The following is a 13,314-nucleotide window of genomic DNA, read 5'->3' on the forward strand; positions in this document are numbered from 1 at the left end:
CCTTATTCCTCGGTCAATGCGGAGCCTGCCCGGTCGAGCAGAGGTTTGAACAGATAGTTGAGGAGTGAGCGTTCTCCGGTGCGCACGAACATCTCGGCCGGCATGCCCGGCTTGATCACCAGACCGTTGAGTTTCTCCATGGCCACATCGCTGACGCTGCTGCGCAGCACGTAGTACGGCACGCCGGTTTTCTCGTCGACCATCTGGTCGGCGGAAATCAGGCTGACTTCGCCCGGCACACGCGGCGTCTTGCTCTGGTTGAAGGCGGTAAACAGGATGTCCACCGGCAAGTGGCTACCGACCTTGTCGATCAGGTTCACCGGCAAATGACCCTCGACCTCAAGGCGTGTGCCTTGGGGCACGATTTCCAACAAGGTTTCACCCGGGCGAATCACCGCGCCTTCGGTGTGCACGCCGAGGTTGACGGCGATGCCATCGGCTGGCGCGACGATTTCACTCTGTTGCAGATTAAAACCGGCCGAGGTCAGTTGCTGCTCCAGGGTCAGGCTCTTGAGCTGCGCGTCCGCCAACTGGCTGCGTACCTCTTTCTGGTATTCCTCGCTGTGCTGTTGCAGCTTCAAGCGCGTTTCAAGAATGCCCTGCTCCACACGCCCGCTTTCGCCGCTGTTCTGCGCCAACTGCTGCTGGACCTGCGAGAGCTGACGCTGGAACTCCATCAGCCGGTTGCGCGGGATGTAACCGTTGTCCGCCAAGGGTTGCAGGTTGGTCAGTTGCTGGCGCAGGGATTCAGCCTGCGCGGTCAGGTCGGTGCGCGCCCGGCGCATCCCGGCCAGTTGTGCGTTGGCACCTTCGATATTGGCGCGCATCCCGGCCTGCTCACGATCAAACGCTTCGCGGCGGCTGCTGAACAGTTGTCGCTGACCTTCCAGCACCAACGCCAGACGCGGGTCGGGGTCATTGCTCAGCTCGGCGGGGAAACTCACCTGCTTGAGGTTGTCACGCTCGCTCTGCCAACGGGCCAGGCTGGCCCAGGCCATGCGGTACTGGGCTTGCAGGGATTGCACATCGGCTTCGACCTGCGTCTGGTCGAGGCGAAACAATGGCTGACCTTGCTTCACCGCCTCGCCTTCACGCACCAGAATCCGGCTGAGCACCCCGCCGCTCATCGATTGCACGGCCTTGCGTTTGCCGGACACCACCACCGTACCCTGCACCGGAATCCCCTGGTCGAGAGGCGCCAGGCTGGCCCAGAGAAAAAAGCTGCCGGCGCCGACCACAGCGAGCATCCAGCCCAGGCGGGCAAAATAACCGGCGCCGCGCTCAGGGCGCTCCGGTGCGTAACCTTGTTCGATTGTCATGCCGCTGTCCTTGCTCATACACCACTGCTCTTGGTCGGGGCCTGATACTGGCGGCTCATGCTGAGCCCGGCCGGTGCGGTCGCGGGTTTTTCCCGTGGCTGTTCCTGTGGTGCGCCAGACAGCGCCTTGAGCACTTCCTGACTCGGCCCGAAGGCTTGCAGGCGACCTTCGTTGAGCACCAGCAACTTGTCGGCCTGGGCCAGCGCCGAGGAACGGTGGGTCACCAGAATCACGCTGGTGCCTTGGGCTTTCATCTGCGCGATGGCACTGGCCAATGCTGCCTCGCCAATGGTGTCGAGGTTCGAATTCGGCTCATCGAGCACCACCAGGCTTGGCTTGCCATACAGCGCTCGAGCCAGGGCCACGCGCTGTTTCTGGCCACCGGACAAACCGCTGCCATCCTCGCCCAGCACGGTGTCGTAGCCCTGCGGCAGGCGCAGGATCATCTCGTGCACACCGGCCTGCTGCGCGGCCTCGACCACCTTCTGCGGGTCGGCTTGGCGAAAGCGCGCAATGTTCTCGGCAACGCTGCCGCTGAACAGTTCGATGTCCTGGGGCAGATAACCGATGTAGGGGCCGAGGTCGTCGCGGTTCCAGCGATGGATGTCCGCACCGTCCAGCCGCACGGTGCCGGCCAGTGTTGGCCAGACGCCCACCAGCACCCGGGCCAGAGTCGACTTGCCGGAGCCCGACGCACCGAGCACACCCAGCACCTCGCCGGCCCCAAGGTTGAAATTCACCATGTGCAAGGTTGCCGCCCGCTTGCCCGGTGGGCCGGCGCTGACCTGTTCGAAGGTCACCTGGCCCTTGGGCGCGGGCAACTCCATGGCGTCGTTGCTCGGTGGGAATTCCTGCAGCAGAGCGTCCAGCCGTCGGTACGCCAGCTTCGCCCCGCTCCATTGCTTCCAGACAGCAATCAACTGATCGATAGGGCTCAATACCCGGCCCATCAGGATGGAACCTGCGATCATCATCCCGGCGGTCATCTCGCCCTTGATCACCAGCAAGGCGCCCAGCCCCAGCACCAGTGATTGCAGGCACAGACGCAGAGTCTTGCTCAAGGAACTGATGACCGCACCGGTATCGCTGGCCTGGTTCTGCAAGCCGAGAAAACGTGAATGCACCTGGAACCAGCGTTTGCGCAACGCCCCGAGCATGCCCATCGCCTGGATGGTCTCGGCGTTGTGCAGGTGACTGGTGGCCAGTTGCGTGGACCGTTGCGAGTAGCCGCCGGCCTCACCCAGGGGCTTTTTGGTCATCGCCTCGTTGAGGAACGCCAGACCGATCAACAGCACCGCGCCGACGGTAGCGAATACCCCAAGCCAGGCGTTGAACAGATAAATCACGAACAGGTAGACCGGAAACCACGGCGCATCGAAGAATGCGAACAGCGCAGGTCCCGTGACGAACTGGCGAATGTGGGTCAGGTCGCCTAGCGACTGACCGGCGTTGCCCTCGCCCTTGAACAGGTTGCGCTCGAAGGCGGCCTGATAGACCCGCAGATTGAAACGTCGCTCCAGTTGGCTGCCGATGCGAATCACGATGAAGCTGCGCACGGTCTCCAGCAAACCGATAAACGCGAAAAAGCCCACCACCATCAGCGACAGCATGGTTAGCGTGGTTTCATTCTGCGAGGAAAGTACCCGGTCATAGACCTGGAGCATGTAAATCGACGGCACTAACATCAGTACGTTAATCAATGCGGTGAAACAACCGACGCTGATCAGAATACTTTTATAGTCGCCCAGCGCCTTCAATAGCGGTGCAGTGGGAGTGGTCTTCGCCATTCTCATTGATCTTCCCTGAGCTGATAGCCCGCGCGGTAGTTCGACACGGTTCCAATAAACTGCCCCCACGCTGGCGGGGGCATGCTTTTAATAATGCAACTGACAGGCAAACGAACTCTATGTCATGACGATATAGAGTTCAGGTTATTTAGCTGTCAGCAAAAAACTGTGAGGGAGTCGTTATTTCCACTACTGGAAAAGACTCGACTTACCCTGATGTTCTTAGTCTGGAGCGCGTTGCAGAACAATCTGCGGATCAGAGTGTTTGGTACTTTGGTAGCGCCCTTCCTGCTGTCGGCCAAGATGAATAATTCTTGAACCTTCTTTACCGGTCAGCGATATACCGTCAGGTTCAGGGAACCAACCAACGGGTGTTTCACTCAGCCAACCGGCGAGGCATTGAATATCGCCAGCCAATGTTTGATTTTGCACAAGTTTCAGTGCACAGATGTTCTGTGGGGCAGACTTCAGGTAAACCTGCCACTCCCCGGCCAGTTCCGACGGGTCCGCTAATCTCAGGCTGCTTGCCATGGCTACATCTCCAGAAAACATCATCAGCGTGGCAATCAGCCACGCCATTGCCCTGTAGGTAAAGGCGTTATGGGTCATAAGGTGCTTCGTTCCAGGTTGTAGCCAGTGCAGCCTCGCCTACCGCAGCGGTGCTGGCAAGGACAAAGGGCAGCGCAGATGCGCTGCCCCCATAGTCATCGACTCAGGCCACGATGTCCGTGGTAGCTGCCTGGCCAATGGTGGTGACCAGGAAGTCAGCCACGCCATGCCCGGAGAAGTCGATGGCAAGGCTGCTGCCACCGGAGATCGAGCTCAATACCGCGTCGCCCGCTGCACCAGTGAACGAGTTCACGAAGTGCAGGCCTGCGCCGTTGGTGATGGCACTCAGGTCGATTTTGTCCAGACCGCTGGTGAAATCGAGGATCTGATCGGCCGCACCCGGCTTGGAGTCCGAGCTTGCTGCAAACACGAAGGTGTCGGAACCGCTGCCACCCCAGAGTTTGTCCGCGCCACCGGCGCCGTAGATGATGTCGTTACCGGCACCGCCCTTGAGCTCGTTGGCCACGCTGTTACCGATCAGCAAGTCGTTGCCCGAGCCACCGATGGCGTTCTCGATGGTCACACCCTTGGCAGTGGAAACGTTACCTACCATGCCACCAACATCGGAGAACGAGGCCTCATTGAGGTTGATCTTCTGGTTTTGGGTGAAGCCGGAGAAGTCCAGGGTGTCCTTGCCGCCCGCGTCCCACACCGAGAACACGACTTTGTCCGACGACGAGGTCGCGCTGTAGAAATCGCGGCCGGCGTTGGAGTTGAAGCCGTAGGTGGTGTCACCGGTACGGGTGCTCATGTTGGCGCCGTAGAGCTTCTGCACCGCAGCAATATCGTCCATCAACGGACCGGACGAATAAGCCTCGACACCGCCCTTGCTGAAGTTCTGGTTGGTGTTGCTTTCACTCCAGTAACTCATGAGGCTGTAGCCGCGCGTGTCCTGGCCATAGGACGCGTCGTTGTAGGTCGGGTTGCCTTCGCCGGCGTTGTAGTCGCCGGGGTGAGACAGACCGAGGGTGTGCCCGATTTCGTGAGTCAGGGTCTGACGACCGTAGTTGTTCACGCCCGGGGTTTTGTTGACGTTGTAGCCACTGCCGGTCAGGTACCACGATTGGCCGTCATAGCCAGGCTCGGTACCCGGCAGGAAGGCGAATGCTGCTGCACCTTCCTGGCCGCCACTGTAGTTGCCAAAGGTCATGTGACCGTCACCGCCCTTGGCGGCTTCAGTGAACGTGACATTGGCAACGTCGCCCCAGGATTGCATGGCGAGTACGGCCTGAGCCTTCTGCAAGGAGCTGAACTGGCTAAAGCCGGTAACGCCCAGACCGCTGAAGTTCGACGTCGGTGCGGTCAGAAACGTGTAGGTGAGTTCGATCTTGCCGCTGCCGTTGAGATCGTGCCAGGAGGCACCATCACGCAGCAGTTGCGTCGCGGCTTGATCTACCGAGTAGGAGGGTTTGCCATTGACCGTAAGATTGCCGCCACGGTCATACTGATGGCTGAAACTATCGATCTGCGACCAGGCGTTACTTGTGGCGGCCAGTGAGTCAATAGCGTTCACTTTTACTTTCGACATAAACACACTTCCTTGTTTAGCAATGGAACAGTTTTTGTCAGACAGCGACAATCTCTGGCGAGATCGTCCTATCACTCGCCCAATGAAGGCGTAAGAAAGCTGACACATTTCGAAATCAAACGTCTACTACTTTTTTGACGTCAAATTGAACTGTTCCACAAAACTCCCGGAAACAATGACCGGCGAGTCGAAATAATCTTTGTAGTTCAATCCCCCAATAGGATTGTCGGACAATCTTCTATTTAAATATTAAATAACAGTACAGTTGTATTTGATTACTACGTCGCAGTTTTATGTGGTTCTTTTCACCCACTTCCACTCAATGCGCGCAGTAAATGTTCGGATTCAAGTGCATTAACTACCGGGTTTACGAAGCAGTGGTAAAACCATACCCTGCGGTGCGTCAGRYTCACYGRGTCGTYCGCATTGGCGAGCGCTTCGCACTCGAACGCCGGCTGCGCCAGCTGCTACAAAAGCCCCGGCACGCACACAACCCTGTAGCAGCGGCCGCAGGCCGCGTTCGGCTGCGCAGCAGTCGTAAAWCCAGRCGCCGCGGTGCGTCAGATTCACCGGGGCGTTCGCATTGGCGAGCGCTTCGCACTCGAACGCCGGCTGCGCCAGCTGCTACAAAAGCTGCGGTGTACACAACCCTGTAGCAGCGGCCGCAGGCCGCGTTCGGCTGCGAAGCAGTCGTAAATCCAGGCGCCTCGGCATTAGAGCCAGCACGCATCCCATAACGGATAATCATGAACCCGCTGAACCAATCCGGCACGAATCGGATTTTGAATGACGTATCGTGCAAGGGTTTTCACGTCTTCATCCCTGCGAACAGCGCGATCGTGATACCCCTTCTGCCACAAACGCCCTTTACGCCCCAATGCCTGATTCACAGCCAAACTACTGCGCGACTTGATACGACGCATCACTTGCGCCAACGTCTTTTCTCGCAGTTCAAGCAGACAATGAAAATGATCTGGCATCACGACCCAGGTCAAGAAATCTGCCCAGTCATCTTCCTGAGCAAGCTTAAGTTGCTCCACTACCAACCGCCCCAAGCGCCAATCCGCAAAAACCGGATGGCGCTGATGGACGACAGCAGTCAGCAAGTAAATCCGCCCAGCCTCCGACACCCGTCCCTTGCGCAATCGTCCAGCCTTCGTTGAAACAGGCATTCCTTGCCCCTTCATCCATTCATAGGAGGCTCGGAACTTACAACGATAACGACATTCAGGCTGGTGCTATGCTCAACCAGATGTAACCCCTCAACTCCCGGTCCGAATCTTGTTCCACAACCGTGTGCGGACCCGGTCGATGTTCAGTGGCATGGCTTCAAGGGCAAACAGCTTGCCCATCATTTCCGGGCTCGGATACACCTTGGTGTCGCTCTTGATGGCGGGGTCGATCAGGCTGTCGGCCTGTTCGTTGCCATTGGCGTAGTGCACGTAATTGCTGATACCGGCCATGACGTCCGGGCGCAGCAGGTAGTTCATGAAGGCGTAACCGGTCTTTTCATCCGGGGCGTCGGCCGGCATCGCGACCATGTCGAACCAGATGGCTGCGCCTTCCTTGGGAATCGAGTAACCGATGTCCACGCCATTTTTGGCTTCCTTGGCGCGGCTTTCGGCTTGCAGGATGTCGCCGGAGAAGCCCACCGCCACGCAGATATCACCGTTGGCCAGGTCGCTGGTGTATTTGGATGAATGGAAATAGCTGACGTAAGGCCGGACCTTCATCAGCAGCTCTTCAGCTTTTTTGTAGTCCGCCGGGTTCTTGCTGTGGTGCGGCAGGCCCAGGTAGTTCAATGCGGCCGGCAGCAATTCCGGACCGTTATCGAGGATCGCCACCCCGCACTTCTGCAGCTTGCGCATGTTCTCGGGTTTGAAGATCAGGTCCCAGGAATCCACCGGTGCGTTGTCACCAAGCACCGCTTTGACCTTGGCGATGTTGTAGCCAATACCAGTGCTGCCCCACAGGTACGGGAAACCGTGCTCGTTACCCGGATCGTTGTTTTGCAGGGCCTTGAGCAATACCGGGTTGAGGTTTTTCCAGTTTGGCAGTTGGCCCTTGTCGAGCTTCTTCAGCGCCCCGCCCTCGATCTGCCGTGCCATGAAATGGTTGGACGGAAACACCACGTCGTACCCCGATTTGCCCGTCATCAACTTGCCGTCGAGGGTTTCATTGCTGTCGTAGACGTCATAGCTGAAACCGATGCCGGTTTGTGCCTGGAAGTTTTTCATCGTGTCCGGGGCGATGTAGTCCGACCAGTTGTAGATCTTGACGGTTTCGGCGGCCTGACTGAGTGACGCAACGAGCATCAGCGGCGCCAGCAACAACGGAGCCTTCATTGATGAAGCTTTGGGGGTACGGATCATGATTCGATTCCTGTATGGCGTTTTTATTGGCAGGTTTTCGGGTGATCAGAGGATCAGAAAATCAAGACGCAGGTACGGCGTTTACTGCATGAAACCTTCCATGAAACCCCCGACCCGAGAGGCCAGTCTGCGGCGCCATGGCGCACTGGTCGGGTCGGCCAGGGTCTGGTCTTCATGGATGAAACTACGAATGATCGCGTTGTAGCCCAGCCAGCGCAGCGGCTCCGGTTCCCAGGCTTTGAGCGCGTCGAGACCGCCCTGCGTGATGACCCAAGGCTGACGGACCCGCTCGGTGTCGCGTCCAAGGATCAGGTCTGCCAGGGTCCTGCCGCCGAGATGGCTTGCGCCGACTCCCTCGCCGCCATAACCGCCAGACAAGGCGATGCCGCTGCGCTGATCACAGAGCATGTGCGGCTTGAAGCGTCGGGACATGCCGAGGTTGCCGCCCCAGGAATGGGTGATTTCGACATGCTTCAACTGCGGGAAAAGCTCGCCAAACAGGTAGCGGCGCAACTCGACTTCATTGCGGGTCAGGTCAAAGTCGTGGCGTAGCTTGCCGGCAAACCGATAGCCGCCACGGGCACCGAACACCAGCCGGTTGTCGGCGGTACGCTGGCCGTAAGTCACCTGACGGCTACTTTCGCTGAACGCCTGACCACGGTTCAGGCCAATCTGGTCCCAGGTCGCGGCAGACAAAGGTTCGGTCGCCACCAGCAAGCTCTGCACCGGTAATTGATAACGCCCCAACGGCGCCAGCGTCACGGCGTAGCCTTCCACGGCCGGCACGACCCAGCGACTGCGAACCGACGCTTTGGCGGTGCGCAAATGGCCGGACTGCCACTGTGTGACCGGGCTGTTTTCGTAGATGTTGACGCCCATGCGCTCCACCGTCTGCGCCAGACCACGCACCAGCTTCGCCGGCTGGATCGTTGCGCAATGTGGCGCATAAACTCCGCCATAGGGTTTGGCGACACGGATCTGTTGAACGAGTTGCTCGGGGCTGAGCCAGCGGTAATCGGCTTCGTTCAGGCCCTGACGGTAGAGCGAGTCCAGATAGCGGCGCAGGCTGCTTTCCTGTTCGGGATAACGGGCCGCGCAGTAAAGCACCCCTCCCTTGCGAAAATCGCAATCGATGCCTTCACGCTCAAGGACGACTTCCACTTCATCGGGAATGCGGTGCAGCAAATCAAAAGAAGCGCGGCGCTGCTCAGCCGGTAAGCCTGCGAGTAAACGGTCCTCGCCCAGCAGATTGCCCATCAACCAACCGCCATTGCGCCCCGATGCACCGAAACCGGCGGTCCTGGCTTCAATGATGGCGATCTTCAGGTCGGGTGCCAGACGCTTGAGGTAGTAAGCGGTCCAGAGGCCGGTGTAGCCGGCACCGATGATTGCGACATCGACATCCAGATCCTGCTCAAGCGACGGTCGCGCCAGCAACGGCTCCTCAAGCTGGTCCATCCACAAACTGATAGTGCGCCACGCCGGCATGCAAGACTCCGCCACTCAAACTTCGATGGCGTCGATCCTAGTGCGTTGGTTCAGTGGCTGTCTTGCGCGCGTGCACGCAAGGAAACTTGTTTGGCGTAGGTCTTGGGTGACAGGCCGGTGTGCTGGCGAAAGCAGCTGTAGAACGCCGAAAGCGAATTGAAACCGGCGGCGAACGCCAGCTCGTCGATCCGTAGCGGCGGCGTTGCCGTGTCCAGCGTCGCCAGCAAGTGCCGCAGGCGTGCCTGGTTCACGTAACGGTAAAAGCTCTGGCCGAGCACCTGGTTCAGCAGATAGGAAATCTGATTGCGGCTGTAGCCACACTCCTTCGCCACCCGTTGCAGATCGAGTTCCGGGTCGAGATAAGGTTGCTGACGCTCGAAGTACTGTTGCAGGTCCTCAGCCATGAAGCTCAGCTGCCGCGGCGAAAGCCCCAATCGACTGACCGCCGGGCGCGAGCTGCCGGCCGATTTGCTGGGTGCCTGTTCGTGCACCAGGGAGGCGTATTCATTGACGCGCCAGATCAACCCGTCGCGAACGGTGATCGCCTCGCTGGAGCGAAACGACACCAAGCCTTCGCCGCCGCGTAACGTCACCCGGTACTGAATGAACGCAGCGTTGCCGTCCAGGCGAATCCGGTCCGAATGCTCCAGCGCCTCATCCGGATCACGCGGCATGCTGCTGCGCACGTACTCGCGCAGCTCACTCAAGCCGAGCGTGCGGTTCTGGAAAAAGTCGTTGTACTGGATGTCCGGGTGATACAACGCCATGACGCCGTCCAGGTCCCGGTGCTTCCAGCACAAGTGATAACGCAGCACGGTTTCGCCAGTGGCCTGAGTTTGCAGCGGACCATCATCATAGGCAGGCATAGGGCACTCAACGGCAGAAAAACCGAGCTTGCCGAACTTCGGCCAAGGCTTCAATGCTCAACTCAACCACCACCAATCGATTAAGCGAACACAAGGTTCGAAACAACAAAGATCAAATGTGGGAGCGAGCTTGCTCGCGATGGCGGTTTTACATTCGACATCAATGTTGACTGTCCCAGCGCTATCGCGAGCAAGCTCGCTCCCACACCAGACTTGCTTCGTTTCAAGGAAGGTACTTCCTTAACTGACAGGCATTAAGCGCTTTGCCCGATGATCAACAGAACATGATCCAGATCAATGGAAACGCTTCAATCGCCAAACGGCCTGAAAATTTCACGGCTCTTTCACCAACGAGTGCTATTTTTAAAATTCAAACGGTTGGGCCAATGAGGGCTCATCCCTCCTAAACACGGGCTAAAGGACGCGCTCGATGAACAAGGCGGGCAACACATGAATAGAGTGTCGTTGAGCAAGGTCACGTTTCCAAACGCCTGCCAGCTGATGCGCTGGTATTTTCATCCCATGGGATTCGAGGCGAGCATGGATGCCCCGGACAGCATGATTGCCCGGTTGTTTGATCGTGCCAGTGGCGAGACCATGATCGCCATTGCCGGAATTCCCTGCGCTACCGTGATGAACGCCGCCGATGTCGAGCGAATAATCGAAGCCGTGGAGGATGAGCTTGAAACCTTTGCGCCTCCTCTTGCCCTGAAAAGTGCTTCTTGAACCACAACCCTTTGATATCAAAGCCCACGCAGCGTGGGCTTTTTTATGTTCGAAGGTATTCCAGATTTCTGCGCCGCCCTGTTCAGACCGACAGTTTGCCAACTCGCTGATCGGCGAAGAAAGGCTTGCCCTGCGCGATCCTGTCGGATGCCTTGGGCATATTGACCGATTGACTGTCCTGGCCATCGACATACCAATAGCAGTGCTTCACTGCCCGGGTGATGCCAACGTAAGCCAACCGCAGAATCTCGTCTTTCTGCGCACTGTCATAAGGCTCCGCGTCGCCGTCCTTGCCCAAGCCAGCCATGCGATAGACCTGATTCTTGTACGGCGAACTGGTCAGGTGCTGGCAATCGCCGAGCAGGAATACCGCGTCTGCCTGAAGCCCCTTGGCACTGTGATAGGTCAGTTGCTTGAGCCGTCGAGCCTCGAACGGCAAGCTAGAATCGGCATTAACTACAGGTGAAATATGCTCTTCAATCAATGGCTTATCGCTACTTTTTCGATAAAGCATCAAGATTGAATCACCGTTTCGATAGTGTTCCGTCAGACGCTTGGCCATGGCCGAATCATCCCGATCATGGACGTTGACCGGCAGCAGTTCCCCAGGCTTGCCACTGGCCTTGGCTTTTTTGCCGGGAATTGCCGGTGCGGCGCGCACGATATGCTCGGCTGCGTCGATGATGTGCTGATGGCTGCGGTAGTTTTCGCTGAGCATTACCCGCGTGGTAGCGGGCGACGGAAATTCCTTGTTGAACTCCATAAAGTACTTCGGCGAACTGCCGCGCCACCCATAGATCGACTGCCAGTCGTCGCCGACGCACAGCAGCGACGAGCGTTGCGACCCGCGCCCGATGTGCATGGCCGGACCACGGCTGCGAATTTCCGTCAGGGTTGCACGAATCCAGGAGACAATTTGCGGGGAAACGTCCTGAAATTCGTCGATCATCAAGTGCGACATCGGTCGCAGCAACTCGTCGCTCAGCAGTTTGAAGTTTTCTGGCGAATGTTCGCTGAACAAGGCGAACATCCGGTTATAGGTCATCACCGGCGGCGACTGATCCAGCAAATGATCTTCCAGGGCTCGCCAGTACAGGCTGAGCGCTTCAAAGAACAAACGGTCCGGATCGTCCTTGGCGAAACTCATCTGGCCCACGGCAGCCGGAACATCCAGCCCAAGGTTTTCGATAAAGCTGGCCGCCGCGACAAAACAATCGAGCAGCGGCGCGGAGCCCAGTTCGCCCTTGACCTTGTAATCGAACCCCGGTCCAGCGCTGGCATCCCCTGCCAACGTGGCCAAAACGCGCTTTGAAGATTCATAGCTATCTAGCCAAATCAAAGGCTTACGACAGAAAGCTTGAAACAGGGTGCGTTTGACTGCCCATTCGGCGCGAACCGTCAGTTTGGCACTGGGACGGCTGACTTGCGGGTTTTCACGAGGGTCGAAGCCTAGAACCACCCAGGCGTCGAGCGTCGGGATGTAACCGTGACAGTGGAAGGTCGAACCGTTGATCTCGAATGTCTGGCGGCTCGGCTCAATGCCTTTGATCGGCCAGGCGCCTGCGCGGATCCAGAGATCTTCGACGACATCGCAGAGTTCTTCATCGCGCTTGGCCGCCAGCTCGGTCACCGCCATGCGTTTTTGCACATCCGGGTGATCGCGCTCCAGCTCCTTGAGCTGCAAGGCATGACGGGACAGCGGTGTGATCAGTTCGCGAAAGCGCTCGTTTTGAGTAAACAGCCGGTGAAAACAGGCATTGAGCTGTTGACGCTGGGTGTCGTTGATCCGCAGATCGAACGGGTTGCTGTCGACCTCTGCGTCATCGAACAGCGAACGGCCGTTGAGGTTTTCGAAGGCTTGCAGCCGCTCGAATCCCGGCAGGCTGCGGACCATCGGCAGAATGCGTGAGTGGAAGGTTCGCACCAGGTCGCGGGCGTCTTTCTGGGAGAGCGCTCGGCCCCACACGGAAAACAGCCCGATCAGCTTGTTGATGAAGTCCTTGCGTGATTCGCGGGTGAACGTCACCACGGTCAACGAATCGAGTTCAAACCCCAGGTAATGAGTCAGCAGCAAAATGCGCAGCGCCAAGGTCGTCGACTTCCCGGCGCCCGCTCCGGCAATCACCGAAGTCGACGGGGTGTCGCTGAAGATCATCTTCCACTGTGCGGCGCTCGGCTGCGCCGACTCCGGCAACAAACGGGCGACATCGGCCTTCATGCGTTTCTTGATTTCTGCACTCAGCGGCAGCCGCCAGTCGTCGAACAGGTTTTCATCAATGCGCGGCGCCGGATGCTCGGTGGATCGGCTGTCGCGAATCAGCAGTACTTGACGGCCTTCCTCTATTCCATCCAGCTTGCCTTCCTTGTAGCCGTAGTCGACACCGGCGCTATGACCGCTGCGAAAGCCGTCGGCCTGGCCATGCAGCCATGACGCCCGATGCTGCGCGCGCAGGCGATTGAGGCCGTGGCCAAAAAAACGTGCGGCCAGGCGTTTGAGCAACGGCATCTCGGCCAGGGGCAAAAGCTCGGAAGGAAGATCGGGATTGTGACGCGGCACGCTGACTCCAGGGTGTGAGGCTGTTGCAGGCTATGGTGTCTTCATTTGCCGGCGAGTTCTAG

10 protein-coding genes are annotated in these 13,314 nt (G+C 58.4%); 1 reads left to right on the plus strand and 9 read right to left on the minus strand.

What is annotated here, in order from left to right; genetic code table 11:
* Positions 1–2: 2 nt before the first annotated feature.
* The 8 genes from AC1DIG_RS01235 to AC1DIG_RS01270 all read right to left on the minus strand — a co-directional run bounded on the left by AC1DIG_RS01235 (position 3) and on the right by AC1DIG_RS01270 (position 9,969).
* Positions 3–1,337, minus strand: coding sequence for an HlyD family type I secretion periplasmic adaptor subunit (locus AC1DIG_RS01235; protein WP_477765782.1), 1,335 nt, complete (start codon positions 1,335–1,337; stop codon positions 3–5).
* The gene (locus AC1DIG_RS01240) at positions 1,334–3,112 is read right to left on the minus strand and encodes a type I secretion system permease/ATPase (protein WP_477765783.1); all 1,779 of its coding nucleotides are present in this window, start codon (positions 3,110–3,112) and stop codon (positions 1,334–1,336) included. Before AC1DIG_RS01240 ends, AC1DIG_RS01235 begins: the two co-directional genes overlap by 4 nt.
* Positions 3,113–3,328: 216 nt before the next feature.
* On the minus strand, positions 3,329–3,715 hold the full coding sequence (locus tag AC1DIG_RS01245; RefSeq protein ID WP_477765784.1) for an AprI/Inh family metalloprotease inhibitor: 387 nt from the start codon (positions 3,713–3,715) through the stop codon (positions 3,329–3,331).
* A gap of 103 nt (positions 3,716–3,818) precedes the next feature.
* Positions 3,819–5,243 (minus strand): serralysin family metalloprotease, encoded by a 1,425-nt coding sequence (locus tag AC1DIG_RS01250; protein ID WP_477765785.1) that lies wholly within the window; start codon positions 5,241–5,243, stop codon positions 3,819–3,821.
* A gap of 713 nt (positions 5,244–5,956) precedes the next feature.
* Positions 5,957–6,415: an REP-associated tyrosine transposase gene (locus AC1DIG_RS01255; protein ID WP_477765786.1), complete on the minus strand. Its 459-nt coding sequence runs from the start codon at positions 6,413–6,415 to the stop codon at positions 5,957–5,959.
* Between the two features lie 90 nt (positions 6,416–6,505).
* Positions 6,506–7,588 (minus strand): polyamine ABC transporter substrate-binding protein, encoded by a 1,083-nt coding sequence (locus AC1DIG_RS01260; RefSeq protein WP_477766065.1) that lies wholly within the window; start codon positions 7,586–7,588, stop codon positions 6,506–6,508.
* Between the two features lie 108 nt (positions 7,589–7,696).
* Positions 7,697–9,103 (minus strand): NAD(P)/FAD-dependent oxidoreductase, encoded by a 1,407-nt coding sequence (locus AC1DIG_RS01265; protein ID WP_477765787.1) that lies wholly within the window; start codon positions 9,101–9,103, stop codon positions 7,697–7,699.
* 50 nt (positions 9,104–9,153) lie between these two features.
* A complete protein-coding gene (locus AC1DIG_RS01270; RefSeq protein ID WP_477765788.1) occupies positions 9,154–9,969 on the minus strand; it encodes an AraC family transcriptional regulator in 816 nt (271 codons plus the stop codon).
* Positions 9,970–10,419: 450 nt separating this feature from the next.
* Here AC1DIG_RS01270 and AC1DIG_RS01275 point away from each other — a divergent pair, with 450 nt between their 5' ends.
* On the plus strand, positions 10,420–10,695 hold the full coding sequence (locus AC1DIG_RS01275) for a DUF1652 domain-containing protein (RefSeq protein WP_477765789.1): 276 nt from the start codon (positions 10,420–10,422) through the stop codon (positions 10,693–10,695).
* Positions 10,696–10,777: 82 nt separating this feature from the next.
* On the opposite strand, the gene AC1DIG_RS01280 is transcribed toward AC1DIG_RS01275, so the two are convergent.
* A complete protein-coding gene (locus AC1DIG_RS01280) occupies positions 10,778–13,252 on the minus strand; it encodes a UvrD-helicase domain-containing protein (protein WP_477765790.1) in 2,475 nt (824 codons plus the stop codon).
* Positions 13,253–13,314 lie beyond the last annotated feature (62 nt).

The sequence above is a fragment of the Pseudomonas sp. 05N431 genome, from assembly GCF_056397005.1.

Coding starts and splice junctions, on each gene's coding strand:
- AC1DIG_RS01250 (WP_477765785.1), bottom strand. CDS start 5,243: ATGTCGAAAGTAAAAGTGAACGCTATTGACTCACTGGCCGCCACAAGT.
- AC1DIG_RS01265 (WP_477765787.1), bottom strand. CDS start 9,103: ATGCCGGCGTGGCGCACTATCAGTTTGTGGATGGACCAGCTTGAGGAG.
- AC1DIG_RS01275 (WP_477765789.1), top strand. CDS start 10,420: ATGAATAGAGTGTCGTTGAGCAAGGTCACGTTTCCAAACGCCTGCCAG.
- AC1DIG_RS01255 (WP_477765786.1), bottom strand. CDS start 6,415: ATGCCTGTTTCAACGAAGGCTGGACGATTGCGCAAGGGACGGGTGTCG.
- AC1DIG_RS01240 (WP_477765783.1), bottom strand. CDS start 3,112: ATGAGAATGGCGAAGACCACTCCCACTGCACCGCTATTGAAGGCGCTG.
- AC1DIG_RS01260 (WP_477766065.1), bottom strand. CDS start 7,588: ATGAAGGCTCCGTTGTTGCTGGCGCCGCTGATGCTCGTTGCGTCACTC.
- AC1DIG_RS01270 (WP_477765788.1), bottom strand. CDS start 9,969: ATGCCTGCCTATGATGATGGTCCGCTGCAAACTCAGGCCACTGGCGAA.
- AC1DIG_RS01245 (WP_477765784.1), bottom strand. CDS start 3,715: ATGACCCATAACGCCTTTACCTACAGGGCAATGGCGTGGCTGATTGCC.
- AC1DIG_RS01235 (WP_477765782.1), bottom strand. CDS start 1,337: ATGAGCAAGGACAGCGGCATGACAATCGAACAAGGTTACGCACCGGAG.